This window comes from Pseudomonas juntendi (genome assembly GCF_021560075.1).
In the GTDB taxonomy this organism is placed as follows: domain Bacteria; phylum Pseudomonadota; class Gammaproteobacteria; order Pseudomonadales; family Pseudomonadaceae; genus Aquipseudomonas; species Aquipseudomonas juntendi.
This window is the reverse complement of sequence record NZ_CP091088.1, coordinates 3657740-3684040: the sequence shown is the minus strand read 5'-3', so window position 1 is coordinate 3684040 and position 26301 is coordinate 3657740. Positions and strand designations below refer to the sequence as shown.

At 62.7% G+C, this 26301-nt stretch carries 21 protein-coding genes; 6 read left to right on the top strand and 15 right to left on the bottom strand.

Annotated features, from left to right (window positions below; genetic code table 11):
* Positions 1-105 precede the first annotated feature (105 nt).
* Both hyi and gcl read right to left on the bottom strand, forming a co-directional pair.
* Entirely contained in the window at positions 106-888 is a 783-nt protein-coding gene (gene hyi, locus L1P09_RS17070) for a hydroxypyruvate isomerase (protein ID WP_054881314.1), read from the bottom strand.
* A 53-nt stretch (positions 889-941) separates the two neighbouring features.
* Complete coding sequence (gcl, locus tag L1P09_RS17065; protein ID WP_054881315.1) at positions 942-2717, bottom strand: glyoxylate carboligase; 1776 nt, start codon at positions 2715-2717, stop codon at positions 942-944.
* Positions 2718-2973: 256 nt separating this feature from the next.
* Here gcl and L1P09_RS17060 point away from each other — a divergent pair, with 256 nt between their 5' ends.
* Positions 2974-3414, top strand: coding sequence for a GlcG/HbpS family heme-binding protein (locus L1P09_RS17060; protein WP_009683941.1), 441 nt, complete (start codon positions 2974-2976; stop codon positions 3412-3414).
* Positions 3415-3542: 128 nt separating this feature from the next.
* On the opposite strand, the gene L1P09_RS17055 is transcribed toward L1P09_RS17060, so the two are convergent.
* Positions 3543-4154: a TetR/AcrR family transcriptional regulator gene (locus L1P09_RS17055; protein ID WP_235767926.1), complete on the bottom strand. Its 612-nt coding sequence runs from the start codon at positions 4152-4154 to the stop codon at positions 3543-3545.
* 132 nt (positions 4155-4286) lie between these two features.
* On the opposite strand from L1P09_RS17055, the gene L1P09_RS17050 reads away from it, so the two are divergent.
* On the top strand, positions 4287-5201 hold the full coding sequence (locus L1P09_RS17050) for a DUF808 domain-containing protein (protein ID WP_235767925.1): 915 nt from the start codon (positions 4287-4289) through the stop codon (positions 5199-5201).
* Between the two features lie 138 nt (positions 5202-5339).
* Here L1P09_RS17050 and L1P09_RS17045 read toward each other — a convergent pair whose 3' ends face one another.
* The 7 genes from L1P09_RS17045 to puuE form a co-directional block, all read right to left on the bottom strand.
* Positions 5340-6122: an outer membrane protein OmpK gene (locus L1P09_RS17045; RefSeq protein ID WP_235767924.1), complete on the bottom strand. Its 783-nt coding sequence runs from the start codon at positions 6120-6122 to the stop codon at positions 5340-5342.
* Between the two features lie 351 nt (positions 6123-6473).
* The gene (locus L1P09_RS17040) at positions 6474-7259 is read right to left on the bottom strand and encodes an outer membrane protein OmpK (protein ID WP_235767923.1); all 786 of its coding nucleotides are present in this window, start codon (positions 7257-7259) and stop codon (positions 6474-6476) included.
* Between the two features lie 153 nt (positions 7260-7412).
* Complete coding sequence (locus L1P09_RS17035) at positions 7413-8768, bottom strand: nucleobase:cation symporter-2 family protein (protein WP_009683936.1); 1356 nt, start codon at positions 8766-8768, stop codon at positions 7413-7415.
* Positions 8769-8927: 159 nt separating this feature from the next.
* Entirely contained in the window at positions 8928-10247 is a 1320-nt protein-coding gene (locus tag L1P09_RS17030) for a urate hydroxylase PuuD (protein ID WP_054881407.1), read from the bottom strand.
* A gap of 45 nt (positions 10248-10292) precedes the next feature.
* A complete protein-coding gene (locus L1P09_RS17025; RefSeq protein WP_009683933.1) occupies positions 10293-10796 on the bottom strand; it encodes an ureidoglycolate lyase in 504 nt (167 codons plus the stop codon).
* Between the two features lie 49 nt (positions 10797-10845).
* The gene (uraD, locus tag L1P09_RS17020; protein WP_054881408.1) at positions 10846-11361 is read right to left on the bottom strand and encodes a 2-oxo-4-hydroxy-4-carboxy-5-ureidoimidazoline decarboxylase; all 516 of its coding nucleotides are present in this window, start codon (positions 11359-11361) and stop codon (positions 10846-10848) included.
* The gene (gene puuE, locus L1P09_RS17015; RefSeq protein WP_009683931.1) at positions 11361-12287 is read right to left on the bottom strand and encodes an allantoinase PuuE; all 927 of its coding nucleotides are present in this window, start codon (positions 12285-12287) and stop codon (positions 11361-11363) included. Before puuE ends, uraD begins: the two co-directional genes overlap by 1 nt.
* 399 nt (positions 12288-12686) lie before the next feature.
* Between puuE and uraH the strand changes: the two genes are divergently transcribed.
* Positions 12687-13040, top strand: a complete 354-nt coding sequence (uraH, locus tag L1P09_RS17010) for a hydroxyisourate hydrolase (protein WP_003259496.1) — start codon at positions 12687-12689, stop codon at positions 13038-13040.
* A gap of 172 nt (positions 13041-13212) precedes the next feature.
* Here uraH and L1P09_RS17005 read toward each other — a convergent pair whose 3' ends face one another.
* Positions 13213-14562, bottom strand: a complete 1350-nt coding sequence (locus L1P09_RS17005) for an NCS2 family permease (RefSeq protein WP_054881410.1) — start codon at positions 14560-14562, stop codon at positions 13213-13215.
* Positions 14563-14845: 283 nt separating this feature from the next.
* Here L1P09_RS17005 and L1P09_RS17000 point away from each other — a divergent pair, with 283 nt between their 5' ends.
* Positions 14846-15601: a GntR family transcriptional regulator gene (locus L1P09_RS17000; RefSeq protein WP_054890194.1), complete on the top strand. Its 756-nt coding sequence runs from the start codon at positions 14846-14848 to the stop codon at positions 15599-15601.
* Positions 15602-15703: 102 nt separating this feature from the next.
* Here the strand turns inward: L1P09_RS17000 and guaD are convergent, their stop codons facing one another.
* The 4 genes from guaD to xdhA form a co-directional block, all read right to left on the bottom strand.
* Complete coding sequence (guaD, locus tag L1P09_RS16995; RefSeq protein ID WP_009683927.1) at positions 15704-17008, bottom strand: guanine deaminase; 1305 nt, start codon at positions 17006-17008, stop codon at positions 15704-15706.
* 10 nt (positions 17009-17018) lie between these two features.
* Positions 17019-17864 (bottom strand): xanthine dehydrogenase accessory protein XdhC, encoded by an 846-nt coding sequence (xdhC, locus tag L1P09_RS16990; protein ID WP_054881413.1) that lies wholly within the window; start codon positions 17862-17864, stop codon positions 17019-17021.
* A 162-nt stretch (positions 17865-18026) separates the two neighbouring features.
* The gene (gene xdhB / locus L1P09_RS16985) at positions 18027-20426 is read right to left on the bottom strand and encodes a xanthine dehydrogenase molybdopterin binding subunit (RefSeq protein WP_054881414.1); all 2400 of its coding nucleotides are present in this window, start codon (positions 20424-20426) and stop codon (positions 18027-18029) included.
* On the bottom strand, positions 20419-21873 hold the full coding sequence (gene xdhA, locus L1P09_RS16980) for a xanthine dehydrogenase small subunit (RefSeq protein ID WP_054890191.1): 1455 nt from the start codon (positions 21871-21873) through the stop codon (positions 20419-20421). The genes xdhB and xdhA overlap by 8 nt, the downstream gene beginning before the upstream one ends.
* Positions 21874-22141: 268 nt before the next feature.
* Between xdhA and L1P09_RS16975 the strand changes: the two genes are divergently transcribed.
* Together L1P09_RS16975 and smc are read left to right on the top strand one after the other, a co-directional pair.
* Positions 22142-22801 carry a GntR family transcriptional regulator gene (locus L1P09_RS16975; RefSeq protein ID WP_009683923.1) on the top strand — a complete coding sequence of 220 codons (660 nt, stop codon included), beginning with the start codon at positions 22142-22144 and terminating at the stop codon, positions 22799-22801.
* Between the two features lie 3 nt (positions 22802-22804).
* Positions 22805-26293: a chromosome segregation protein SMC gene (gene smc, locus L1P09_RS16970; RefSeq protein WP_232892869.1), complete on the top strand. Its 3489-nt coding sequence runs from the start codon at positions 22805-22807 to the stop codon at positions 26291-26293.
* Positions 26294-26301: the final 8 nt, after the last annotated feature.

The following is a 26301-nucleotide window of genomic DNA, read 5'->3' as shown; positions in this document are numbered from 1 at the left end:
CCGCGAAACAGGCGACTCGGTGGATGGCACCGGCTATGCCGGTGTTCGCGGGCAGGCCCGCTCCCACAGGGTTTCGTGTTTCACAGGGCGCTAGCGTTCAGCCGTTCAGATTGCGTTATGGGTCTTCAGCCAGCCCAGGCCTGCTTCGGTGGTGGTCAGCGGTTTGTATTCCGCGCCCACCCAGCCCTGGTAGCCGATGCGGTCCAGGTGTTCGAACAGGAAGCGGTAGTTGATCTCCCCGGTGCCTGGCTCGTTGCGGCCGGGGTTGTCGGCCAACTGGATGTGGTTGATCAACTTCAGGTTGGCTTCCATGGTCCGGGCCAGGTCACCTTCCATGATCTGCATGTGGTAGATGTCGTACTGCAGGAACAGGTTGTCGCTGCCCACCTCGGCCTGGATTTCCAGGGCCTGCTGGGTGGTATTGAGGTAGAAACCAGGGATATCGCGGGTGTTGATCATTTCCATGACCAGGCGGATGCCGGCGGCCTGGAGTTTGTCGGCGGCATACTTGAGGTTGGCGACGAAGGTCTTGCGTACGTCGGCACACTGCAGGCCTTGTGGGCGAATACCCGCCAGGGCGTTGACCTGGGTATTGCCCAGCACCTTGGCGTATTCGATGGCCTTGTCGACCCCAGCGCGGAATTCTTCGACGCGGTCGGGGTGGCAGGTGATCCCGCGCTCGCCTTTGGCCCAGTCACCGGCTGGCAGGTTGAACAGCACCTGGGTCAGGCCGTTGGCGTCCAGTTGCTGCTTGATTTCAGCCGCGCTGTAGTCGTACGGGAAGAGGTATTCGACGCCGCTGAAGCCAGCATCGGCGGCAGCCTTGAAGCGGGCCAGGAAGTCCTGTTCGGTGAACAGCATGGACAGGTTGGCAGCGAAGCGAGGCATAGGTGTCTCCTTGCGGTGAAGGCCCCCAGGGCATGCCTGGGGGCGTCAGGCGATCAGTCCAGCATCGAGATGGCGGTTGGCGCGTCGTTGCCGACCAGCGCCAGGTCTTCGAATTCGTTGACCGCGTTGATCTCGGTGCCCATGGAAATGTTGGTGACGCGCTCGAGAATCACCTCGACCACTACCGGTACGCGGAACTCTTCGGCCATCTTCTGCGCCTTGATCAGGGCAGGGGCGATCTCGGCCGGTTCGAACACGCGCAGGGCCTTGCAGCCCAGGCCTTCGACCACGGCCACGTGGTCAACGCCGTAGGTGGCAGCGTCGGTCGAGTTGATGTTCTCGAACGCCAGTTGTACACAGTAATCCATGTCGAAGCCACGCTGCGCCTGGCGGATCAGGCCCAGGTAGGCGTTGTTCACCAGCACATGAACGTACGGCAGGTTGAACTGTGCGCCCACCGCCAGCTCTTCGATCATGAACTGGAAGTCGTAGTCACCCGACAGCGCCACGACCTTGCGCTGCGGATCGGCCTTGACCACGCCCAGTGCCGCAGGGATGGTCCAGCCCAGCGGGCCGGCCTGGCCGCAGTTGATCCAGTGGCGTGGCTTGTACACGTGCAGGAACTGCGCGCCCGCAATCTGCGACAGGCCAATGGTGCTGACGTAGCAGGTGTCCTTGCCGAACACCTGGTTCATTTCTTCGTACACGCGCTGCGGCTTGACCGGCACATTGTCGAAGTGGGTCTTGCGCTGCAGGCTGGCCTTGCGCTGCTGGCAGTCTTCCAGCCAGGCCTTGCGGCATTTCAGCTTGCCAGCGGCTTGCCATTCGCGGGCGACTTCCAGGAGTACGTCCAGCGCCTTGCCAGCGTCGGAAACGATCCCCAGGTCCGGGGTGAACACGCGGCCGATCTGGGTCGGTTCGATGTCCACGTGGACGAATTTGCGGCCCTCGGTGTAGACGTCCACGGAGCCGGTGTGGCGGTTGGCCCAGCGGTTACCGATACCGAACACCAGGTCCGACTTGAGCAGGGTGGCGTTGCCGTAGCGGTGCGACGTCTGCAGGCCGACCATGCCGACCATCTGCGCGTGGTCGTCCGGGATGGTGCCCCAGCCCATCAGGGTCGGGATTACCGGTACGCCGGTCAGTTCAGCGAACGCCACCAGCTTGTCGCTGGCGTCGGCGTTGATGATGCCGCCGCCGGCGACCAGCAGCGGGCGCTCGGCGTCATTGAGCATGGCCAGGGCTTTTTCGGCCTGCACGCGGGTGGCGGCAGGCTTGTTGATGGCCAGCGGCTCGTAGGCGTCGATGTCGAATTCGATTTCGGCCATCTGCACGTCGAACGGCAGGTCGATCAGCACCGGGCCTGGGCGGCCGGTGCGCATTTCGTAGAAGGCTTTCTGGAAGGCGTAAGGCACCTGGCCTGGCTCCAGCACCGTGGTCGCCCACTTGGTCACCGGCTTGACGATGCTGGTGATATCGACAGCTTGGAAGTCTTCCTTGTGCAGGCGCGCACGCGGGGCCTGGCCAGTGATGCAGAGAATAGGAATGGAGTCGGCCGAGGCACTGTACAAGCCGGTGACCATGTCGGTGCCGGCAGGGCCGGAGGTGCCGATGCACACACCGATGTTGCCCGGGTTGGCGCGGGTGTAGCCCTCGGCCATGTGCGAGGCACCTTCGACGTGGCGAGCGAGGACGTGATCGATGCCACCGACTTTCTTCAGGGCCGAGTACAGCGGATTGATGGCAGCCCCCGGGATGCCGAACGCGGTATCTACACCTTCACGGCGCATGACCAGAACGGCTGCATCGATTGCTCTCATTTTGCTCATGGTTTGTGCCTCATTGATTTTGTAATTGTATACAACTTGCTTTGCGATAGAGTGTATTCACGCCTGGCGCTGTAGGTCAATGGGTTTTCATCGGTTCACTTGGCTTTCCTCAGAGCGCCCATGAAAACGGGAGTTTGCGTGATCGCATACGATCGTTTCAAAATATTGTATACAAAAATAATCTTCGTTGTGTTCTATTTGTTCATCGGTTTTCAACTGCCCTCAGGGCTTCTCACAACAAGAAGAGGACCTTTTCATGAACGCTTTGAACCTGAAAGTCGCCGTTGGGCTGGTAAATGCCGCGCTGGCGGCGGGCCGCAAGATCAATGCGGCGCCGCTGACCGTGGCGGTGCTGGATGCTGGCGGCCACCTGCTGGCGCTGCAGCGCGAAGATGGCGCCAGCCTGATCCGCCCGGAAGTGGCCACCGGCAAAGCCTGGGGTGCGATAGCCCTGGGCAAGGGCTCGCGCTTGCTGGCGCTGGATGCGCAGCAGCGGCCGGCGTTTTTTGCCGCGCTGAACGGAATGGGTGAACGGCCGGTAGTGCCGGCGCCGGGGGGCGTGCTGATTCGTGATCAGGACGGCAAGGTACTGGGTGCTGTCGGGATCAGCGGCGATACGTCGGATATCGACGAACAGTGCGCGATCAGTGCGATCGAGGAGGTGGGGTTGCTGGCGGATGCCGGAGTAGCGGCGTAAAGCTCAAGATAGCCGGGGCCGCGTTGCGGCCCTTTCGCGACACAAGGCCGCTCCTACGGGGAATCGCGTAACCCTGTAGGAGCGGCCTTGTGTCGCGAAAGGGCTGCAAAGCAGCCCCACTGGCCCTGTCAGGCCTGCTCGGGCTCACAGCCCTTGAGCACCATGCGGATGATGGTCTCGGCTGCTGCGTCATAATCGCTGTCGGCCAGCTTGGCCTTGCCGGTCACCGCAGAAATCTGCCAGTCGAAATCGGCATAGGTCTGGGTGGCCGCCCAGATGCTGAACATCAGGTGGTGCGCGTCTACATGGGCGATCTGCCCGTTGTCGATCCAGCGCTGGATGCACTCGATGTTGTGCCGGGCCTGCTCGTTCAACTGCGCCACCTGGTTCGGTGACAGGTGCGGGGCACCGTGCATGATCTCGCTGGCAAATACCTTGGAAGCATGGGGCAAGTCGCGGGAAATGCGGATTTTCGAGCGAATGTAGGCGCTCAGCACTTCTTTCGGGTCACCGTCGGCATTGAACGGCGTGGACGCCTGCATGATCGGCGCGATGATGCTTTCCAGCACCTCGCGGTAGAGGTTGTCCTTGGACTTGAAATAGTAATACACGTTCGGCTTGGGCAAGCCGGCCTTGGCCGCGATATCGCTGGTCTTGGTGGCCGCGAAGCCCTTGTCGGCGAATTCCTCGCTGGCTGCGCGCAGGATCAATTCCTTGTTGCGCTCGCGAATGGTGCTCATGGTCAGGGATCTTCCTCGTGTCTGGCCACCTCTAAGAGGGATCGGGCATGGTAGCACCGGGCCCGACGGGCGCTCAAGGCAGCGGCTTTGGGCTAGAATTCTGGGCATTTACTCATTCGGATGCAGGCAAACATGGCAGGAAGCAGTCTACTGGTACTGATCGACGATATCGCCACGTTGCTGGACGATGTTTCGCTGATGACCAAAGTGGCAGCAAAAAAAACCGCAGGCGTGCTGGGCGATGACCTGGCGCTCAATGCCCAGCAGGTGACGGGTGTGCGGGCCGATCGTGAACTGCCGGTGGTGTGGGCGGTGGCCAAGGGTTCGTTGATGAACAAGGCCATTCTGGTACCGGCGGCCCTGCTGATCAGCGCTTTCATCCCTTGGGCGGTCACGCCCTTGCTGATGCTGGGCGGCGCGTATCTGTGCTTCGAGGGCTTCGAGAAGCTGGCGCACAAGTTCTTGCACAGCAAAGAAGACGACGAGGCGCAAAAGGCTGCGCGCAAACAGGCTGTGGCCGATGCCAATGTCGACCTGGTGGCGTATGAGAAAGCCAAGATCAAGGGGGCTGTGCGTACCGACTTCATCCTGTCGGCGGAAATCATCGCCATTACCCTGGGCATCGTCGCCGACTCGCCGCTGCCACAGCAGGTGATCGTGCTGTCGGGCATCGCAGTGGTAATGACCCTGGGCGTTTACGGGGTGGTGGGCGGCATCGTCAAACTGGACGACCTTGGGCTGTGGATGACCAAGCGGGCGTCGAGCGTGGCTCAGGCGGTAGGCAATGGCATATTGCGCGCGGCACCCTACATGATGAAAGGCCTGTCGGTGGTTGGCACGGCGGCGATGTTCCTGGTGGGTGGCGGGATTCTGGTGCATGGCATCGCGCCGCTGCATCACGCGGTCGAAGCGTTCAGCGAGGGGCGCGGTGGTGGGCTTACCGTGGCGTTGCTCAATGGCGTGGCCGGGGTGATCGCCGGTGCCGTGGTGCTGGCGGTAGTGACGGTGGCCGAGAAGCTGTGGCGCCGCGTGCGGCCGGCCAACTGAGCGGCCTGGCCGGGGCGTTGCCCCGGTTCGCGGGCACGCCCGCTCCCCCAGGTACAGTGTCTGCCATGGGCCGAGCGCGGACCCTGTGGGAGCGGGCGTGGCCGCGAATGGGCCGCAGCGCGGCCCCGAGGGCTCAGGTCAGAAGTGCACCTTGACCAGGAAGCTCATGGTGTTCTGGTCGGTGGTGAAGGCATCGCTGTCCTTGATGCCGTACTTGTTCTTCCAGTAGTCATACTCCACACCCACGTACAACTGCTTCTCGCCAAAGTGCAGCGCCTTGCCCAGGTCGTACTTGATCTGCGGGTTGAAGTGCAGGTTGGCGTGGTAGGTGCCACGGCGGTTCTGGTCGTTGTCGACCACCCAGTCCATGAAGCCGTCGATCAGTACGTCGGAATCCCCCACCGGGATGGTGTACGACCACACCGGCGTGATCTGCCACACATTGTCGCCGGCACGGCTGCCGTCGGTGGTGCGGTTGTAGAAGTTCAGCTGGAAGTAGTCGAAACCGGGGATGGCCAGGTCGAAGCCCGGGCCTATCAGGTACGACTCGGTATCACCCTCGCCAAACTCGTAGGTCATGGCCAGCAGCACGTCCTTGACCGGGCCGAACTCCAGCTTCTGGTCGAAGATCTTGCCAAACGACAGGCGTGGGCTGATCTCGCCATAGTAGGTGTTCGGGCCGTTGCCCTCGTCCTTCTGGCCCTGGTAGAAGATCTTGTCGACAAAGATGAAGTTGTCGCCGTACTTCCAGCCATCGGCATGTTCGAAGGTCACGGTTTGCTGGGTTGGCGGGTTGACCTTGAAGTTCTTGCCCCACAGGTAGGTCAGGCTGTTGTTCTGCCATTGCAGCAAGTCACCGCCGAGGGTGGTGCCGCAGGCCAGCAGGCCGCCAGCAAGGATCAGGCTGTTGATGGTACGCATTGCGAGTGTCGCTCCCTTGTTTGATCTGTTGTCTGCGCTCGTTGTTGGCGCTTTTTGTCTTTTGAGTCAGCTTTTTTCGATAGGCCACAGCTGTTTGGCAAGGGTTGGGCCAACTTTTCCGGGTTGGCAAAACCTTCCTGCTCGACTTCGTTCTGAACGGATGAAAAGGGTCTTTCAGGCTGGCAACACGTTCGCCAACCGCCCGTATTCATTGACTGAGCGGTCAGTAAACGCAGGCAGAATCCGTTCTGCCCTGATCGAGGGGGCGCGCAGATTACTGGCTTGCGCGCCGCGCCTCAAGTGCTCCGTCCTGGAGCGCTGTGAATCAAACTTGTGCGTTCGGTCAACTTCTTAGAAGTGTACCTTGATCAGCGCGCTCGCCACGCTCTGGTTGCTGTCCAGGCTGCCGCGGCTGTCGATGCCGTACTTGTCCTTCCAGTAGCTGTACTCGAAGCCCACATAAAGCTGCTTTGCCCCCAGGTTCAGGGCCTTGCCCAGGTCATATTTGACCTGCGGGTTGAAGTGCAGGTTGGCGTGGTAGGTGCCACGGCGGGTCTGGTCGTTGTCGGTCACCCAGTCCATGTAACCATCGATCAGGATGTCGGACTTGCCCACCGGCAGGGTGTACGACCAGGCCGGGGTGATCTGCCACACATTGTCCCCGGGGCGGCTGCCCTCGGTGTTGCGCACATAGAAGTTAAGGGTGAAGTAGTTGAAGCCCGGGATGGCCAGGTCGAAGCCGGGGCCGATCAGGTAGGCCTCGTTGTCGCCTTCGCCACGTTCGTAGGTCATGGCCAGCAACACATCCTTGACCGGGCCGAATGCCAGTTTCCAGTCGAAGATCTTGCCGAATGACAGGCGTGGGCTGAACTCACCGTAGTAGGTGGTCACGCCCTTGCTGGCGTCTGCTTTGCCGTTGTAGAAAATCTTGTCGACGAACATGAAGGTGTCGCCGTACTTCCATTTGTTGGCGTGCTCGAAGGTAACCGTCTGCTGGATGCTGGGGTTGACCTTGAAGCCCTTGCCGTACAGGTAGGTCAGGCTTTCGCCGTGCCATTGCAGCCATTCGCCCGCGTGGGCAGGAACGGTGGCCAGCAAGCTGCTGCCCAGCAAGAGGGACGTGGTGATGCGTTTCATGTTGTGCTTCCCGGACTTATTGTTTTTTTTGGGTTTTTTTGGCGTGCAGGTGCCCCGGGCGGCCCATTCCGGCGGGCCGACGGTATAGCGTCTACGACGGTTCGAGACCGGAGCGGCTACAGGCCGCTCCCGTTCACTCGAAGGGGTTTTGCCTCAGTGCTGGTGACAGGCGTCGTTGTGCACCGCGCGGTCGGCACCGCCCAGAATGTTGAACAGCACGTTCAACACCAGGGCGCTGACCGTGGCCATGGCGATGCCACTGTGGGTGATGGGCTCCATCCACTGCGGCATCTGCGCGAAGAACTCCGGGCGCACCACGGGGATCAAGCCGAAGCCCACGCTTACCGCAACCAGCAACTGGTTGCGGCGGTCGCCGATGTCGGCTTCCTGGAGGATCTTGATCCCGGTAGCGGTCACCATGCCGAACATGGCGATCGACGCCCCACCCAGTACCGCGGGCGGGATCGAGGCGATCAGGAACGCTGCCTTGGGCAGCAGGCTGAGCAGAATCAGCAGTGCGCCGGCCACGATGGTGACAAAGCGGCAGCGGACCCCGGTCATCTGCACCAGGCCGATGTTCTGGGCGAACGACGAGTGGGTGAAGGTGTTGAAAAAGCCGGCGATGAACGACGCCCCGGCATCGCACAGCAGGCCGCGGCGGAGCATGCCTGGGGTGACTTCGCGGTCGGTCACCTTGCCCAGGGCAAGGAACATGCCCGTGGACTCGACGAAGATGATCACCACCACCAGGCACATGGACAGGATCGGTGCCAGGCTGAAAGTCGGCATGCCGAAGTGCAGGGGCGTCACCACCTGCAACCACGGCGCTTCACTCAGGCCTGACAGGTCGACCATGCCGATGGTGCCGGCCAGCACGTAGCCCAGGCCCATGCCAACCAGCACCGACACATTGACCCAGAAGCCGCGCATGAAGCGGTTGATCAGCAGGATCACGGCCAGCACCAGGCCAGCCACCAGCAGGTAGATCGGCGAGCCGAACGTACTGGCATCCTGGCCGCCGCCGGCCCAGTTGACCGCTACCGGGAACAGCGACAGGCCAATCGAGGTGATCACCGTTCCGGTGACCAGTGGTGGGAAGAAGCGCACGACCTTGGACATGAACGGTGCGATCAGCATGCCGAAGAAGCCGGCGGCGATGGTCGCGCCGAAGATCCCCTGCAGGCCTACACCGGGCATGCCGGCCATGGCCACCATGCTGCCCACGGCTGCGAAACTGGCACCCATCATCACCGGCATGCGGATGCCCACCGGGCCGATACCGAACGACTGGATGATGGTGGCGACGCCAGCGACCAGCAGGTCGGCGTTGATCAGGAAAGCGACTTCTTCACGGGACAGCCCGGCGGCCTGGCCAATGATCAGCGGCACAGCGATGGCGCCACCGTACATCAGCAAAACGTGTTGCAGGCCAACCAGGAACAGTTGGAACAGGGGCAAGGGTTCGCGCGGTGGCGCAACGGGTATGTACGCCTTGCGGGACTCGGACATGCAGCACCTCGAGTTTTGTTTTTATTCTCGGATCCAAGTGCCAAGCTCCAAGCGGCAAGCTTCAAGAAAAAGCTTGGTATCCGCACTGGAGCCTGGCACTCGATGCTTGCTTCCTACTACGTACAGCTTGAGGCTTGCAGCTTGACGCTTGTGGCTCGATCAGTTGACCTGGGCGCCCTTGGCGATCCAGTCACCGACCAGCTTGCGCTCCTCGGTGGTCATCTGGGTGATGTTGCCCAGCGGCATGATCTGGCTGGCCACTGCCTGCGCCTGAATGCGCGCGGCCTGGGCCTGGATCTGCTGCGGGGTGTCGAACATCACGCCGGCAGGTGCGGCGCTGAACAGTGGGCTGGTCGGCTTGGCCGAATGGCACACGGTGCAGCGTTCCTGGATGACATTGTGGATCTTGTCGAAGTCGCCAGCACCGGCCTGGGCCGTAGCCTGGGCCGGGGCTTCGGCAGGCGCTGCGGCGGCCTTGGCGGCGTCCTCGGCGCGTTGCTCGGCAGCGGTCTTGCCACCCACAGCAGTAGCCGGCAGAGGCTGGTACTCGATCTTCGCGGCGGCCTGCTCAGGGCTCACTGCCATCGGTTTGGGGCCGGTGACGTAGGCCAGGCAAATCATTGCCAGGGCACCGACAGGCAAGGTCCAGGCGTACTTGTTGCTGTCGTGGCGGGTGTTGAAGTAGTGGCGGATCAGCACCGCAGCTACCGCGATACCGGCCAGGATCAGCCAGTTGTACTGGCTACCGTAGGTGCTCGGGAAGTGGTTGCTGATCATGATGAACAGCACCGGCAGGGTGAAGTAGTTGTTGTGACGCGAGCGCAACAGGCCTTTGGCCGGCAGTACCGGGTCGGGCGTCTGGTTGTTCTCGATCGCGGCCACCAGCTGGCGCTGGGCCGGCATGATGATGCGGAACACGTTGCCGACCATGATGGTGCCGATGATCGCGCCGGTGTGCAGGTAGGCACCGCGGCCGCTGAACACCAGGCTGAAGCCCCAGCAGGCGGCGATGATCAGCACGAACAGCACGGCACCGAGCAACGCCGGCTTCTTGCCCAGCGGCGAGTCGCACAGGAAGTCGTAGATGAACCAGCCGGCGACCAGCGAGCCGATACCGATGGCTACGCCTTCGGCACCGCTGAGGGTACTGCCAGGGGCCAGCAGGTACAGCGTCGGGTTCCAGTAGAACACCACGCACAGCAGGGCGATACCGGACATCCAGGTGAAGTAGGCTTCCCATTTGAACCAGTGCAGGTTCTCGGGCATTTTCGGGGGGGCGAGCTTGTATTTCTCCAGGTGGTAGATACCACCGCCGTGAATCGCCCAGAGATCACCCGACAACCCATCGCGCGGGTTGCTTCGGTTCAGGTGGTTCTCCAGCCAGACGAAGTAGAACGATGCACCGATCCAGGCTACGCCGGTGATCATGTGAACCCAGCGAATGCTCAGGTTCAGCCATTCGTGAAGGTGTGCTTCCACAGTATGTACCTCTGCCGATCACCGAGAACGATGACCGACCTTTTCTTATTGGTGGGGATTGAGGATCAGCATCTGTTCCTCGGTGAAGTAATGCTCATCGCAGTTGTTGCCAGAACCGCTGCGATCAACCACCAGGAAGTCATCCCGCTTTTCGATCGTCAGCACCGGGTGGTGCCAGACGCCGCGATGGTAATTAACGCCCTGCCTGCCATTACTGCGGAAGGCACGGACCAAGCCTGATACAGGTGCATCGCCAATGGGCGCGACCACGATCAGAAAGGGGTTGCCGAGCAGCGGGATGAAAGCCTGGCTGCCCAGCGGATGGCGTTCAAGCATGCGTACGGTCAGCGGCATGTCCAGCGCATCGGCGCGGAAGATGCTGATGATCGCCTTGTCTTCAGGCTCGGCGGTCTCGACCGTGGCGAGCTTGTGAAAGCGCATGGTCGAGCCGTTGTTGATCATGAAGTGGTCGCTGCCGTCGGTTTCGATCACGTCGCCGAAGGGAGCGAAGGCTTCTTTGGTCAGGGGCTCGATCATCAGGGTGCGCATGCGGGTCTCTCTTTTATGTTCGTTGTACTGAATGGGGGTCGGCTGCCGCTTACAGCTGCAGCAGGCGGAACAGGGCGATCAGGTTGATCTGCGCCAAGGCTTCCTTGAATTCGGCCTCGCTGTCGTTGTGGATGCGCTTTTCGAACGCGGCGAGTATCTGGTGCCGGTTGCTGCCTTTTACCGCCATGATGAACGGGAACTGGAACTTGGCCTTGTAGGCATCGTTCAGCTCGGTGAAACGGGCGAACTCTTCGGCGGTGCACTGGTGGATACCGGCGCCGGCCTGTTCGTTGGTGCTCGATGCGGTGAGCTCGCCCTGGATGGCGGCCTTGCCGGCCAGGTCCGGGTGAGCATTGATCAGTGCCAGCTGGTCAGTGTGACTGGCGCTGAGCAGGATATCGCTCATGCGCTGGTGCAGCGCCTCGACTTCGTCCAGTTCACCCAGTTGGCCCACGTCATAGGCTTTTTCGGCGACCCACGGCGAGTGCTCGTAGATGTCGGCGAATACTTCGACGAAGGCGTCGCGGTCCAGGGCGGAGGGCTTGAGGGTCTTGAAGGCGGTCATCAGGCGTTCTCTTTCTTGTACGGGTGGGTGGTGTGCCAGTGGCGGGCGATGTCCACGCGACGGGCGAACCAGACCTGCTCGTGGCTCTTGGCGTAGTCGATGAAGCGCTTGAGCGCAGCCAGGCGCGCCGGGCGGCCGACCAGGCGGCAGTGCAGGCCGATGGAGAGCATCTTCGGCGCTTCGGCGCCTTCGGCATAAAGCACGTCGAACGCGTCTTTCAGGTACTGGAAGAACTGCTCGCCACAGTTGAAACCCTGCACTTGGGTGAAGCGCATGTCGTTGGTGTCCAGGGTGTAGGGGATCACCAGGTGCGGCTTGCCGGTCGGGTTGTTCGGCTCCCAGTAGGGCAGGTCGTCGTCGTAGGTGTCGCTGTCGTAGAGGAAGCCACCTTCCTCCATCACCAGGCGGCGGGTGTTCGGGCCGGTGCGGCCGGTGTACCAGCCCACTGGGCGTTCACCGGTGATTTCGGTGAGGATGCGGATGGCTTCGAGCATGTGCTCGCGCTCCTGGGCCTCATCCATGTACTGGTAGTCGATCCAGCGGTAGCCGTGGCTGCAGATCTCGTGGCCAGCTTCGGCCATGGCGCGGATCACGTCGGGGTGGCGCTGGGCGGCCATGGCCACGGCAAAGATGGTGAGCGGGACGCCGCTGTCCTTGAACAGCTTGAGCAGGCGCCATACACCGGCACGGCTGCCGTATTCATACAGCGACTCCATGCTCATGTTGCGCTGGCCTTGCAGCGGCTGGGCAGCAACCATTTCGGAGAGGAACGCTTCGGACTCCTTGTCGCCGTGCAGGATGTTGCGTTCGCCACCTTCCTCGTAATTGAGCACGAAAGACAGCGCGATGCGAGCGTTGCCCGGCCATTGCGGGTGAGGAGGGTTGTTGCCGTAACCGATCAGGTCGCGAGGATAGTCAGCGCTCACTGCAGTCTTCCTTCTTGTGCGTTGGTGCGGGGGGTGGGCGGGCCGCGTCGGGATGTCGCACCACCGGATGGGCTGATTGTATACAACTTATGAAATCTTTTGTAAGCCTGTTTTTCCGCATTTCTGCCCTTTTGTCGCTTCACTGCCAACAAGAAATACAGTGCAAGAAACCTGCCTGATTGGTCAGCTAATGAAGTGGGCGTCGTTATCCCGCCTGTATTCGCGACTGCTGGGTCGTTTGTGGGCAAGGTGCGGTGGGGTGCGACGGCTGGGTTCAAAAAATTGTGTACAATTTTGCGGTGGAATGTCTTAATAGCGTCATTCGCGCCTGCCGCAGGCCCTGTTTGGGTGCGCTGGCGAGTATTTCTTGCCCACAGATTGAACAAGAGGCGACACGCAATGGGACGTTTGACCACACACGTACTGGATGCCGCGCATGGCTGCCCGGGCAGCTCGATCAAGGTCGAGCTGTACCGTGTCGAAGGCCAGCAACTGGAGCTGGTGAACACCGCCCTGACCAACAGCGATGGCCGCGTCGACGCGCCGCTGTTGCAAGGCGACGACTACCGCACTGGCGTCTACCAGCTGCAGTTCAGCGCAGGCGACTACTACCGCGCCCGCGGTGTGCAACTGCCGGCCCAGGCGTTCCTGGATGTTGTGGTGCTGCGCTTTGGCATCGACGAGCAGCAGGAGCACTACCACGTGCCGCTGTTGATTTCGCCGTACAGCTATTCGACCTACCGTGGAAGCTAGTTGGTCGCTAGAAGAATCTTCGTAGGTCCTTTGGCCCGCTCTCACACTGGCGGGCTTTTTTTCGTCTGGTGTTTTTGTACTGGCTGTGCCGACCTTTATCCGCGCAAAGGCCGGCACAGCCTGCAGCAACGAAGAAAGGGCGCCGAGGCGCCCTTGGTGGGTACGGGGAGGTTCAGAGGAACACGAACTTGGCAATGAAGATCGCGCACAGCACCCACAGGCTGGCGGAGATTTCCTTGTACTTGCCGGTACCTGCCTTCAATGCCACATAGCTGATGAAGCCCAGGGCGATGCCATCGGCGACCGAGAAGGTCAACGGCATCATGATCACCGTGACGATCGCCGGAATGCTGTCGGTAGCCTCGTCCCAATGGATGTGCGCCATGCTGCCCATCATCAGCATGGCCACGTAGATCAGCGCACCTGCTGTGGCGTAAGCCGGAATCATCCCGGCCAGCGGGGCGAAGAACATTGCCGCGACGAACAGCAAACCGACCACCACCGCCGTCAGGCCGGTGCGGCCACCTGCCGCAACCCCGGCAGCACTTTCCACATAGCTGGTCACCGGCGGTACACCCACCACCGCACCGAACACACTCGATGCACTGTCGGCCTTCAACGCCCGCGACAGGTTCTCGATACGCCCGTCCGGTGCTACCAGATTCGCCCGCTGGGCCACACCCATCAGCGTGCCGGCCGTATCGAACATGTGCACGAACAGGAACGCCAGCACCACGCTGATCATGCTGACGTTGAACACGCCCGCCACGTCCATCGCCATCCAGGTCGGTGCCAGGCTCGGCGGCATCGACATCACCCCGCCAAATTTCACCAGGCCCAGGCCCCAGCCGGCCAGGGTCACGCCGATGATGCTGATCAGGATCGCGCCGAACACGCGCTTGTAGCTGAGGATGGCGATCAGCAGGAAGCACACCGCCGCCAGCAGTGGCCCTGGCTCATGCAACGAGCCCAGCTTGATCAGGGTGGCGGGGCTGTCGACGATGATGCCGGCGGTTTTCAGGCCGATCAGCCCGAGAAACAATCCGACGCCGGCCCCCATGGCATGGCGCAGGCTCACCGGGATGCTGTTGAGCAGCCATTCGCGCACTTTCGACAAGGTCAGGAACATGAATAGCACGCCCGAAACGAAAACGGCCCCCAGCGCGGTCTCCCAGTTGTAACCCATGGTGCCGACCACGGTGTAGGTGAAAAAGGCGTTGAGCCCCATGCCCGGCGCCAGGCCCACTGGCCAGTTGGCGTACAGGCCCATCAGCAGGCAACCCAGCGCCGCGGCGATGCAGGTGGCGACGAAGGCGGCGCCATGGTCGATGCCGGCGTCGGCCATGATGTTGGGGTTGACGAAGATGATGTAGGCCATGGTGATGAAGGTGGTCACCCCGGCGATCAGTTCGGTTCTGACAGTGCTGCCGTGTTGCTTGAGTTTGAAAATCCGCTCCAGCCAACTCGTTTCGAGCGGCGGGGCAAGATCCAGCGTAGGGGCTTCGGATTTGCGGCTTTCCACAGCGTGTACTCCTCAAGTCTTTCTTGTTGTTGTGGGGGCCAGTTCCTGCGCCATGCACTTGGTGACCCCGCGAGGTGAGGCAGACGTCCGACCGTTTTGTTGACTTATGGGTCAAGAAGTTGCTCGATGGATTATGCTTTTGTGTACAAAGAATGCAAATAATGTTTTATGTTTTGTGTGCGCAATGCGTCGTACAACGGCTATATAGCGAAAACGCCCCCTGCGGAATCGCCTCAGCCTGTGTACAATGGCGCCATACTTTCTCTTCGTGCCTCGAGAGCCCATGAACGAACAGCTGCAACCTCTGAAGAAACCTGCACGGGTCGGCAAGGCCGGCCGCAGCGGTACCCAGGACGACATCGTCTACGCGCATATTTTCGAGGCGATTCTTGAACAGCGGCTGGCCCCGGGCACCAAGTTGAGCGAGGAAGCGCTGGGCGAAATCTTCGGCGTCAGCCGCACCATCATCCGCCGCGCCCTGTCGCGGCTGGCTCACGAGAGCGTGGTCTTGCTGCGGCCCAACCGCGGTGCTGTGGTGGCCAGCCCGACCGTTGAAGAGGCGCGCCAGGTGTTCTTCTCGCGGCGCATGGTAGAACGGGCCATTACCGAACTGGCCGTGCAGCATGCTACCGCCGAGCAACTGAACGAGCTGCGGCAGATGGTGCGTGAGGAGCGTGACAGCTTCTCGCGCGGCGACCGTGGTGCCGGTATCCGCCTGTCCGGCGAGTTTCACCTCAAGTTGGCCGAGGCAGCGGGCAATGCGCCGCTGGTCAGCTTCCAGCGCAGCCTGGTGTCGCAGACCTCGCTGATCATTGCCCAGTACGAAAGCGGCACGCGTTCGCACTGCTCGTATGACGAGCACATGCAACTGATCGATGCCATCGAGGCGCGCGACGCCCAGCAGGCGGTGAGCCTGATGATGCACCACATGGACCACATCGACAGCAAGCTGAACCTGGACGAGGAAAGCGCCTCGGACGACCTGCATGCGGTGTTCTCGCATTTGCTGAAAAAGCCCAAGGTTTCCGTCAAAGGCTGATCGTTTGCCTGGTTGGCCCCAGGGGTGTGCATTTACGCTCACCCCTGGGGCTGCTTTGCAGCCCATCGCGACACAAGGCCGCTCCTACCAGGGCTTTGGCGGCTAGCGTTGGTGCACGCAACGCCCGGCAGCGTAGGTTTCACGCACGGTACGGTCGTCGCCCAGGGTGGTGAGCACGAACAGGGTTTCTTCGATGCTGTTGGACTGCTGGATGCGGTAGTCCAGTAGCGGCGTGGCCTTGTAGTCCAGCACTACGAAGTCGGCATCGTTGCCGGGGCGCAGGCTGCCGATGCGGTCGTCCAGGCGCAGCGCACGGGCGCCGCCGAGGGTGGCCAGGTACAGTGACTTGAACGGGTGCAGGCGCGCGCCTTGCAGCTGCATCACCTTGTACGCCTCGTTCAGGGTGTTGAGCAGCGAGAAGCTGGTCCCGGCGCCGACGTCGGTGCCCAGGCCCACATTGACCTTGAAGCGCTCGGCTTGCGGCAGGTTGAACAGGCCGCTGCCGAGGAACAGGTTGGAGGTGGGGCAGAAGGCCACGGCCGAGCCAGTTTCGGCCAAGCGCTGGCACTCGTCGTCGCACAGGTGCACGCCGTGGGCGAATACCGAGCGCTCGCCCAGCAGCTCGAAGTGGTCATAGACGTCCAGGTAACCCTTCTGCTCAGGGAACAGCGACTTGACCCAGTCGATTTCCTTGAGGTTTTCCGACAGGTGCGTGTGCATGTACACGCCCGGGTGCTCCTTGAGCAACTGGCCGGCCAGGGTCAACTGTTCAGGCGTGCTGGTCGGTGCGAACCGCGGGGTGACGGCGTAGTGCAGGCGGCCCTTGCCGTGCCAGCGTTCGATCAGCGCCTTGCTTTCGGCATAACCGGACTCGGCAGTGTCGGTCAGGTAGTCCGGGGCGTTGCGGTCCATCATCACCTTGCCGGCGATCAGCCGCAGGTCCAGGCGCTCGGCCTCTTCGAACAGGGCATTCACCGATTCCGGGTGCACGCTGCCGAATACCAATGCGGTGGTGGTGCCGTTGCGCAGCAGTTCCTTGAGGAAGATCTTCGCCACCTGGTCGGCGTGGGCCTTGTCGGCAAACTGCTTTTCGCACGGGAAGGTGTAGGTGTTCAGCCAGTCCAGCAACTGCTCGCCGTAGGAACCGATCATGCCGGTTTGCGGGAAGTGGATGTGGGTATCGATGAAACCCGGGGTGATCAGTGCGTCCTGGTAGTGCTCGACCGGAAAGTCGGCGGCCAGGGTTGGCAGTAGCTCGCTGGCGTGGCCAACGGCGCTGATGCGGCCATCGTCGACGACCAGCAGGCCGTCTTCGTAGTATTCATGGGATGCCTCCAGGCCCACCTCGGCCGGGTCAGCGATGCTGTGCAGGATGGCGGCACGGTAGGCTTTGCGGGTAACGGTCATAACTCACTCGTCAAAGGGCTTGGCTGCGCCGGGAGGGCGGCAGCAACTGGGCAATGGGGCCGGCATTGGCGGCAGCGTCGTGCTGGCCAAAGCAGGCGTTGTAGGTGGCGATGATTTCGCCGGCAATGGACACCGCGATCTCGATGGGCAGCTTGCCCTTGACCTCGGCCAGGCCCATCGGGCAGCGCATGCGCGCCAGCAGCGCGTCGTCGTAGCCCCGCTCGCGCAGGCGGTGCTCGAACTTGACCCGTTTGGTCTTCGAGCCAATCAGGCCGAACCAGGTGAAGTCGTTGCGCTTGAGAATGGCGGCGGTCAGTTCCAAGTCGAGCTGATGGTTGTGGGTCATGACGATGCAGTAGCAACCGGGTGGCAGCTGTGCCACTTCGTCGACCGGCTCTTCACTGACCACCTTGGTCACCCCGTTGGGGATGAATTCGGGGAATTCCTGTTCACGCGAGTCGACCCAGCGCACCCGGCAGGGCAGGGCGGCGAGCAAGGGTACCAGAGCGCGGCCGACATGGCCCGCGCCGAACACGGCGATGTGCGCCTGCACGGCAGCCATGGGTTCGAACAGCAGCACGGTGACGCCGCCGCAGCACTGGCCCAGGCTGGCGCCGAGGCTGAAGCGTTCCAGGTGCGGCGTGGTGCGTTGTGCTTCAAGCATTTGCCGGGCGATGTGCAGGGCCTTGTATTCCAGGTGGCCACCGCCGATGGTGTCGAACAGGCCGCTGGCGCTGACCACCATCTTCGAGCCGGCATTGCGCGGGGTCGAGCCGCGTTCCTCGATGATGGTCACCAGTACGCAGGCTTCGCCACGGGCCTGGTGGTCGGCGAGGGCGTTGATCCATTGGTGCATGATGCAACCTCTCTAAAGATCGACACGGCCCCCTTGTAGGAGCGGCCTCGTGTCGCGAAAGGGCTGCACCGCAGCCCCGACAATCTATGCAGTAGCCAAGATCTTGGGGCCGCTTCGCGACCCTTTCGCGACACAAGGCCGCTCCTACAGGGCCTTGCGTTGTCAGTGGGTGACGGTTTCCAATTCCTGTTCAGACGGTTGCTGCTGGGCCACCGCCTTTCGCATCTGCTCACACCCCCACAACACCCGCTCCGGCGTTGCCGGCGCGTCGATGTTCGGCTGCACGCGGTAGTCGGCAAGGCTCGCCACGGCATCCTTGATCGCGCACCAGGCGGCAATGCCGAGCATGAACGGCGGCTCGCCCACGGCCTTGGAGTGGAACACGGTGTCTTCCGGGTTCTTGCGGTTTTCCACCAGCTTCACGCGCAGGTCCAGTGGCATGTCAGCCACTGCCGGAATCTTGTAGCTGGCCGGGCCGTTGGTCATCAGCTTGCCCTTGGCGTTCCACACCAGTTCCTCGGTGGTCAGCCAGCCCATGCCCTGGATGAAACCGCCCTCTACCTGGCCAATGTCGATGGCCGGGTTCAGCGAGTCACCGACATCGTGCAGGATATCGGCGCGCAACATCTTGTATTCACCCGTCAGGGTGTCGACGATCACCTCCACACAGGCAGCGCCGAAGGCGAAGTAGTAGAACGGCCGGCCACGGGCCTGGCTGCGGTCGTAGTAGATCTTCGGCGTGCGATAGAAGCCCGTGCTGGACAGCGACACCTGGGCAAAGTAGGCCTGCTGCACCAGCTGCTCGAAACTGACGATCTGATCGCGCACCCGCACATGGCCGTTGCGGAACTCGACGTCTTCCTCGGTCACCTGGTAGTGCCGTGCGGCAAACTCGGTCAGGCGCTTCTTGAGGATCTCGGCCGCGTTCTGCGCCGCCTTGCCGTTCAGGTCGGCACCGCTCGAGGCGGCCGTGGGCGAGGTGTTGGGCACTTTGTCGGTATTGGTGGCGGTGATCTGGATACGGCTGAAATCCACCTGGAAGATCTGTGCCACCACCTGCGCCACCTTGGTGTTCAGGCCCTGGCCCATTTCGGTGCCGCCATGGTTCAGGTGGATGCTGCCATCGGTGTAGATGTGGATCAGCGCACCGGCCTGGTTGAGGAAGGTGGCGGTGAACGAAATGCCGAATTTGACCGGGGTCAGGGCCAGGCCTTTCTTCAGCACCGGGCTGTTGGCGTTGAAGCGGCGGATCGACTCGCGGCGCTCGGCGTAGTCGCTGCTGGCTTCCAGCTCGGCGGTCATCTCTTCGAGCATATTGTGCTCGACGGTCTGGTAGTAATGGGTGACGTTGCGTTCGGTCTTGCCGTAGTAGTTGGCCTTGCGCACCGCCAGGGGGTCACGGCCCAGGTGGCGGGCGATATGGTCCATCACCTGTTCGATGGCAACCATGCCCTGCGGGCCGCCAAAGCCGCGGTACGCCGTGTTGGAGGCGGTGTTGGTCTTGCAGCGGTGACCATGCACCGTGGCATCGCCCAGGTAGTAGGCATTGTCGGAGTGGAACATGGCGCGGTCGACGATCGAGCCAGACAGGTCGGGCGAATAGCCACAGTTGCCGGCCAGGTCCAGATTGATGCCATGCAGGCGCCCATTCTCATCGAAGCCCACGTCGTACTCGACGTAGAACGGGTGGCGCTTGCCGGTCATGGTCATGTCTTCGACCCGCGGGAGGCGCATCTTGGTCGGCTGGCCGGTCAGGCGCGCCACCACCGCGCACAGGCAGGCCGGGCTGGCGGCCTGGGTTTCCTTGCCGCCAAAGCCGCCGCCCATGCGGCGCATGTCCAGCACCACCTTGTTCATCGGCACGTCGAGTACTTCGGCGACCAGCTTCTGCACTTCGGTGGGGTTCTGCGTGGAGCAGTAGACGATCATGCCGCCATCTTCGGTAGGCATCACCGAGGAAATCTGCGTTTCCAGGTAGAAATGCTCCTGGCCACCGATGTGCAGGGTGCCCTGGAGGCGGTGCGGGGCGCTGGCCAAGGCGCTGGCGGAGTCGCCGCGCTGGTGGGTGTGGCTGTCGAGCACGAAGTGCCGCTTGCGCAGCGCGTCGACCACGTCCAGCACCGGCTCCAGGTCCTCGTACTCGACGATTGCGGCCATGGCCGCCTTGCGTGCGGTGTCCAGGTCGCGTGCAGCCACGGCCAGCACCGGCTGGCCGAAGAACTCGACCTTGTCGATAGCCAGCAGCGGGTCACCCGCCACCACCGGGCCGATGTCTTTCAGGCCAGGGATGTCTTCGTGGGTGATGGCGATGCGCACGCCCTCGAAGGCATAGCACGGCGTGGTGTCGATGCGCAGGATGCGCGCATGGGCACGGTCGGCGGTGCGGGCATAGACGTGCAGCTGGTTGGGGAATTCCAGGCGGTCGTCGATGTACAGCGCCTCGCCGGAGACATGTTTGTCGGCGCTGTCGTGCTTGACGCTGCGGCCAACCCCGGTGGTCAGGTGCTGGCTGAACAGTTCGGCCATCTCGGCCTGGCTCTTGGCTACATGGTGGTTAGACATAAGCGGTCACCCGGGTTTCGATGTGCGGCGATTGCTGTTCGATGAAGTACTTGCGCAGCAGGTTCTGTGCAGTCAGCAGGCGGTATTCCTTGCTGGCGCGGAAGTCGCTGAGCGGGGTGAAGTCTTCGGCCAGGGCCTGGCAGGCACGCTCGATGGCCGCCGCGTTCCAGGGTTTGCCGCGCAGCGCGGCTTCGCAGGCGCGCGCGCGCTTGGGTATCGCTGCCATGCCGCCGAAGGCGATGCGCACACCGCTGACCACCCCGTCCTCGATGCTCAGGTTGAAAGCGCCGCACACGGCGGAGATGTCGTCGTCCAGGCGCTTGGATACCTTGTAGGCACGGAACGCCCAGTCGCGGCTGGCGCGTGGCACGATGATCTTCTCGATGAACTCGCTGTCCTGGCGGGCAGTGATGCGGTAGTCGATGAAGTAGTCCTCCAGCGGCATCACCCGTTGACGCTCACCCTGGCGCAGCACCACCTGCGCATCCAGGGCGATCAGCAGGGGTGGCGAGTCGCCAATCGGTGAGGCATTGCCAATGTTGCCACCGAGGGTGCCCTGGTTGCGGATCTGCAGCGAGGCGAAGCGGTGCAGCAGGGCGCCGAAGTCGGGGTACTCGTCGTTCAGGGCGCCGTAGCAGTCGGTGAGCGGGGTTGCGGCGCCGATTTCCAGGTGGCTGGCGGTTTTCTCGATGCGTTTGAGTTCGGCGACGTGGCCCACGTAGATCATCACCGGCAGGGTCTTGTGGAACTGGGTGACTTCCAGGGCCAGGTCGGTACCGCCGGCCAGCAACCGCGCCTCTGGGTGCGAGCTGTACAATTCGGCAAGATCCGCCACGGTCAGTGGCACCAGGCAGCGCTTGTCGCCGCTGTTCAGTTCACCGGTCTGGGTGGGGGCAATGGCCTTCAGGCGGCTGATGGTATGTGCCTGCTGGGCATCGAACTGGTCGCGGCAAGGCTGGCGGCAGCTCTGCTCGGCGGCGTCGAGGATCGGCCGGTAGCCGGTGCAGCGGCACAGGTTGCCGGCCAGGGCCTCCTGGGCCTGGTGCAGGTCTGCGCCGTCGCTGTTCTTTTGCAGGGCAAACAGCGACATCACGAAGCCGGGTGTGCAGAACCCGCATTGCGACCCATGGCAGTCGGCCATGGCTTGCTGCACGCTGTGCAGCTGGCCCTGGTGCTTGAGGCCCTCGACGCTGATCAGTTGCTTGCCATGCAGCGACGAGACGAAGGTCAGGCACGAATTGAGGCTGCGGTAGCGCAGGCTGTCGTTGCCCTGTGCGTCCTGGGTCAGTTCACCGACCACCACGGTGCAGGCGCCGCAGTCACCGCTGGCGCAGCCTTCCTTGGTGCCGGGTTTGCCCAGGTGCTCGCGCAGGTACTGCAGCACCGTCATGTTAGGGTCCAGGGCGTGCTCACTACGCAGCTCCTGATTGACGAGAAACTGGATCACGGGGATAGCCTCGCAATGGTTTTATTGTTGTTGGGCGGACTCTAAGCAACACCTGTCCAGCAGGTCAATATTTTTCTGACCCAAAGGTCAAGAAATTGCGCGTGGTCTCGCCCAACCCTGTTCATTGCCCATATTGCAAGCATAGATCGCGCCGGGCCCGCGGTTGTCTGCTGGGTCAAATAAACCGCCTGCCCCCTCTGCGCGACCAATGGTCAAGTGCGCTACACTTCGCCCCTTGTGCCCAGTTCAATGATTTTGAAGGAAAACCATGACGTTCAAGGCCCCGGACAGCCTCTCCGAGCAGATTGCCGATTACCTGGCCGAACGCATTATCCGCGGCGAGCTGGCGCCCGGCGAGCGCATTCAGGAGCAAAAGGTTACGCAGGCACTCAATGTCAGCCGCGGTTCTGTGCGCGAGGCGTTGCTGATTCTCGAACGCCGCCACCTGGTGGCGATCTTGCCGCGCCGCGGTGCCCATGTCACCGAGCTGGACGAACGCAGCGTGCGCAGCCTGTGCGCGCTGATGGGCGAGTTCTATATCCTGCTGGGCAATGCGGTTGCACAAAAATGGCGCACCGAAGCCGACCTGCGCCCGTTTCTGGAGATTCAGCAGCGGCTGCAGCGCGCCCACGACCGGCTGGACATCAAGGCTTTCGTCGGTGACAGCTTCGCGGTGATGCGCGCCGCCTATCCGTTTGCCGATAACCCTTTCTTGCAGGAAACCGTGGAAAACCTGCAGCCGGCCATGAGCCGTGCCTATTATCTGGCGCTGGACCAACGCCAGGCCAACATGATCGATTACCTCGACCTGTTCGCCCGCCTGCTCGAAGCGGTAGTCGCCCGTGACCTGCCGCACATTCGCGAGGTGCTTACCGCTTACTGCCAGCGCAGCTGCGAACTGGTGCTGGCGGCACTGGCCCGAGGCTGACCGATGCGCCTCAAATGCATTCGCCTGGCCGGCTTCAAGTCGTTCGTCGACCCGACCACGGTCAATTTCCCCAGCAACATGGCGGCCGTGGTCGGCCCCAACGGCTGCGGCAAATCCAACATCATCGACGCGGTGCGCTGGGTGATGGGCGAGAGCTCGGCGAAGAACCTGCGCGGCGAATCGATGACCGACGTCATCTTCAACGGCTCCAGTGGGCGCAAACCGGTCAGCCAGGCCAGCATCGAGCTGGTCTTCGACAACAGCGAAACCACCCTGGTCGGCGAGTATGCCGCGTACGCCGAAATTTCCATCCGCCGCAAGGTCACCCGCGACGGGCAGAACAGCTACTACCTGAACGGCACCAAGTGCCGCCGGCGCGACATCACCGACATTTTCCTCGGCACCGGGCTGGGGCCGCGCAGCTACTCGATCATCGAACAGGGCATGATCTCCAAGCTGATCGAGGCCAAGCCCGAAGAGTTGCGCAATTTCATCGAGGAAGCCGCCGGCATCTCCAAATACAAGGAGCGCCGCCGCGAAACCGAGAACCGTATCCGCCGCACCCAGGAAAACCTGGCACGCCTGACCGACCTGCGTGAAGAACTGGAACGCCAGCTCGAGCGCCTGCACCGCCAGGCCCAGGCCGCGGAAAAGTACCGTGAGTACAAGGCGCAGGAGCGCCAGCTGAAAGCGCAGCTGTCGGCCTTGCGCTGGCGCGACCTGGACGAGCGGGTACGCCAGCGCGAGTCGGTGATCGGTGACCAGGGCGTGGCCCACGAGGCACTGGTGGCCGAGCAGCGCAACGCCGATGCCAGCATCGAGCGCCTGCGTGACGGTCATCACGAGTTGTCCGAGCGGTTCAACCAGGTGCAGGGCCGTTTCTATTCGGTGGCCGGTGACATTGCCCGGGTCGAGCAGAGTATCCAGCACGGTCAGCAGCGCCTGCGCCAGTTGCAGGACGACTTCAAGGAGGCCGAGCGCACCCGTTTGGAAACCGAGTCGCACCTGGGGCATGACCGCACCTTGCTGGCGACCCTGGGCGAAGAGTTGGCCATGCTCGAACCCGAGCAGGAAATGACCCTGGGCGCCGCCGAAGAAGCTGCGGCGGCGCTGGAAGAGGCCGAGCTGGCCATGCACGGCTGGCAAGAGCAGTGGGACAGCTTCAACAGCCGCTCTGCCGAACCGCGCCGCCAGGCCGAAGTGCAGCAGGCGCGCCTGCAGCAGTTGGAAGCCAGCCTGGAGCGCCAGGCTGAGCGCCAGCGCAAGCTGGGCGAAGAGCGCGAGCAACTCGGGAGCGATCCGCAGGACGCCACCCTGCTGGATCTGGCCGAACAACTGGCCAGCAGCGAAATGTTGCTGGAAGAACTGCAGCTCTCCGAAGAACAGGTGGTCGAGCGTCTGGAAAGCGCGCGCGGGCAGTTGCAGCAGGCTACCCAGGCCCAGCAGCAGGCACAGGGCGACCTGCAGCGCCTGGGCGGCCGCCTGGCATCCTTGGAAGCGTTGCAGCAGGCAGCCCTGGAGCCGGGGGCGGGCGCCGCAGACTGGCTGCAGGGCCAGGGCCTGCAGCAACAGCCACGCTTGGCTGAAGGCTTGCGGGTAGAACCGGGCTGGGAGCTTGCCGTAGAAACCGTGCTCGGCGCTGACCTGCAGGCCGTGCTGGTGGACGATTTCAACGGCCTCGATTTTGCCGGTTTGGAACAAGGCGAGCTGCGCTTGCTGCAGGCCAGCGATGCCAGCGCGTCGTTGCCCGGCAGCCTGCTGGAAAAGGTCGAAGGCGGTGTCGATCTGGCACCCTGGCTGGGTCAGGTCATGCCTGTCGAGGACTTGGCCCAGGCGCTGGCGCAGCGCACAGCGCTTGGCGACGGGCAGAGCCTGGTCAGCCGCGATGGCTACTGGGTTGGCCGGCACTTCCTGCGGGTGCGCCGTGGCGGTGAGGCCGAAGGCGGAGTGCTGGCGCGTGGCCAGGAAATCGACCGCCTGGGCCAGGAACAACTGCAGCAGGAAGCGGCGTTGGAACAGCTTGAGCAACAGTTGCAAACCCTGCGCGAGCAGCAGCTGGACCTGGAAGAACAGCGCGAGCAACTGCGCCGCCGCAGCCAGGAAGAAAACCGCCTGCACGGTGAACTGAAAGCCAGCCTCTCGGCCAGCCGTGCGCGCGCCGAACAGGTCGAGCTGCGCCGCCGGCGCTTGCAGGAAGAACTGGCCGAACTGGAAGAACAGCGCGCCCTTGAGCACGAACAACTGGGCGAAGCCCGCCTGTTGCTGCAAGAGGCGGTGGAGCTGATGGCCCAGGACACCGAGCAGCGCGAGCAATTGATGGCCCGCCGCGACGCCCTGCGCGAAAGCCTCGACCGGGTGCGCCAGGAGGCCCGCCAGCACAAGGACCACGCCCACCAGCTGGCCGTGCGGCTGGGCTCGCTGCGTGCGCAGCATGACTCCACCCGCCAGGCTCTGGAGCGCCTGGAGCAGCAAGCAGCAAGGCTGACCGAGCGCCAGGAGCAACTGAGCCTGAACCTGGAGGAGGGCGAGGCACCACAGGAGGAGTTGCGCCTGAAGCTCGAAGCGCTGCTGGAACTGCGCATGAGTGTTGACGAGGAAATGCGCCTGGCGCGCCTGCACATGGACGAAGCCGACCGCGAATTGCGCGAGGCCGAGAAGCGCCGCACGCAGGCTGAGCAGCAGGCGCTGTTGTTGCGCGGCCAGCTGGAGCAGCTGCGGCTGGAGTGCCAGGGCCTGGATGTGCGGCGCAAGACCCTGCAGGAGCAGCTGCTGGCCGACGGTTACGACCTGCAAGGGGTGCTCGCCACCCTGGAGGCCGATGCCAGCGAGCAGGGCACCGAACAGGCGCTGGAGCAACTCGAGGCGCGTATCCAGCGCCTGGGTGCGATCAACCTCGCCGCCATTGAGGAGTACGAGCAACAATCCGAGCGCAAGCGCTACCTGGATGCCCAGGACGCCGACCTGGTGGAGGCGCTGGAGACCCTGGAAAACGTCATTCGCAAGATCGACAAGGAAACCCGCAACCGCTTCAAGGATACCTTTGATCAGATAAATGCCGGATTACAGGCACTTTTCCCAAAAGTTTTCGGTGGTGGCAGCGCTTATCTGGAACTGACGGGCGAAGATCTACTCGATACAGGGGTGACGATCATGGCGCGACCGCCGGGCAAGAAGAACAGCACCATCCATCTGCTGTCCGGCGGCGAAAAGGCACTGACCGCATTGGCGCTGGTGTTTGCCATCTTCAAGTTGAACCCCGCACCGTTCTGCATGCTCGACGAAGTCGATGCGCCGCTGGACGATGCCAACGTCGGGCGCTACGCGCGCCTGGTCAAGGAAATGAGTGAGAGCGTGCAGTTCATCTACATCACCCACAACAAGATTGCGATGGAGATGGCCGATCAACTGATGGGGGTAACCATGCATGAACCCGGTTGTTCACGTCTTGTTGCAGTTGATGTGGAGGCCGCCATGGCCATGGTCGATGCGTGATGTGCGAC

What these genes read in the sequence shown, in the direction of transcription:
- L1P09_RS17040 (WP_235767923.1), bottom strand. Translation starts at nt 7,259, where the DNA reads ATGAAACGCATCACCACGTCCCTCTTGCTGGGCAGCAGCTTGCTGGCC.
- xdhB (WP_054881414.1), bottom strand. Translation starts at nt 20,426, where the DNA reads ATGTCTAACCACCATGTAGCCAAGAGCCAGGCCGAGATGGCCGAACTG.
- xdhC (WP_054881413.1), bottom strand. Translation starts at nt 17,864, where the DNA reads ATGCACCAATGGATCAACGCCCTCGCCGACCACCAGGCCCGTGGCGAA.
- smc (WP_232892869.1), top strand. Translation starts at nt 22,805, where the DNA reads ATGCGCCTCAAATGCATTCGCCTGGCCGGCTTCAAGTCGTTCGTCGAC.
- L1P09_RS17000 (WP_054890194.1), top strand. Translation starts at nt 14,846, where the DNA reads ATGAACGAACAGCTGCAACCTCTGAAGAAACCTGCACGGGTCGGCAAG.
- L1P09_RS17050 (WP_235767925.1), top strand. Translation starts at nt 4,287, where the DNA reads ATGGCAGGAAGCAGTCTACTGGTACTGATCGACGATATCGCCACGTTG.
- L1P09_RS17035 (WP_009683936.1), bottom strand. Translation starts at nt 8,768, where the DNA reads ATGTCCGAGTCCCGCAAGGCGTACATACCCGTTGCGCCACCGCGCGAA.
- gcl (WP_054881315.1), bottom strand. Translation starts at nt 2,717, where the DNA reads ATGAGCAAAATGAGAGCAATCGATGCAGCCGTTCTGGTCATGCGCCGT.
- L1P09_RS16975 (WP_009683923.1), top strand. Translation starts at nt 22,142, where the DNA reads ATGACGTTCAAGGCCCCGGACAGCCTCTCCGAGCAGATTGCCGATTAC.
- uraD (WP_054881408.1), bottom strand. Translation starts at nt 11,361, where the DNA reads ATGACCGCCTTCAAGACCCTCAAGCCCTCCGCCCTGGACCGCGACGCC.
- L1P09_RS17045 (WP_235767924.1), bottom strand. Translation starts at nt 6,122, where the DNA reads ATGCGTACCATCAACAGCCTGATCCTTGCTGGCGGCCTGCTGGCCTGC.
- guaD (WP_009683927.1), bottom strand. Translation starts at nt 17,008, where the DNA reads ATGACCGTTACCCGCAAAGCCTACCGTGCCGCCATCCTGCACAGCATC.
- L1P09_RS17060 (WP_009683941.1), top strand. Translation starts at nt 2,974, where the DNA reads ATGAACGCTTTGAACCTGAAAGTCGCCGTTGGGCTGGTAAATGCCGCG.
- L1P09_RS17055 (WP_235767926.1), bottom strand. Translation starts at nt 4,154, where the DNA reads ATGAGCACCATTCGCGAGCGCAACAAGGAATTGATCCTGCGCGCAGCC.
- L1P09_RS17025 (WP_009683933.1), bottom strand. Translation starts at nt 10,796, where the DNA reads ATGCGCACCCTGATGATCGAGCCCCTGACCAAAGAAGCCTTCGCTCCC.
- uraH (WP_003259496.1), top strand. Translation starts at nt 12,687, where the DNA reads ATGGGACGTTTGACCACACACGTACTGGATGCCGCGCATGGCTGCCCG.
- hyi (WP_054881314.1), bottom strand. Translation starts at nt 888, where the DNA reads ATGCCTCGCTTCGCTGCCAACCTGTCCATGCTGTTCACCGAACAGGAC.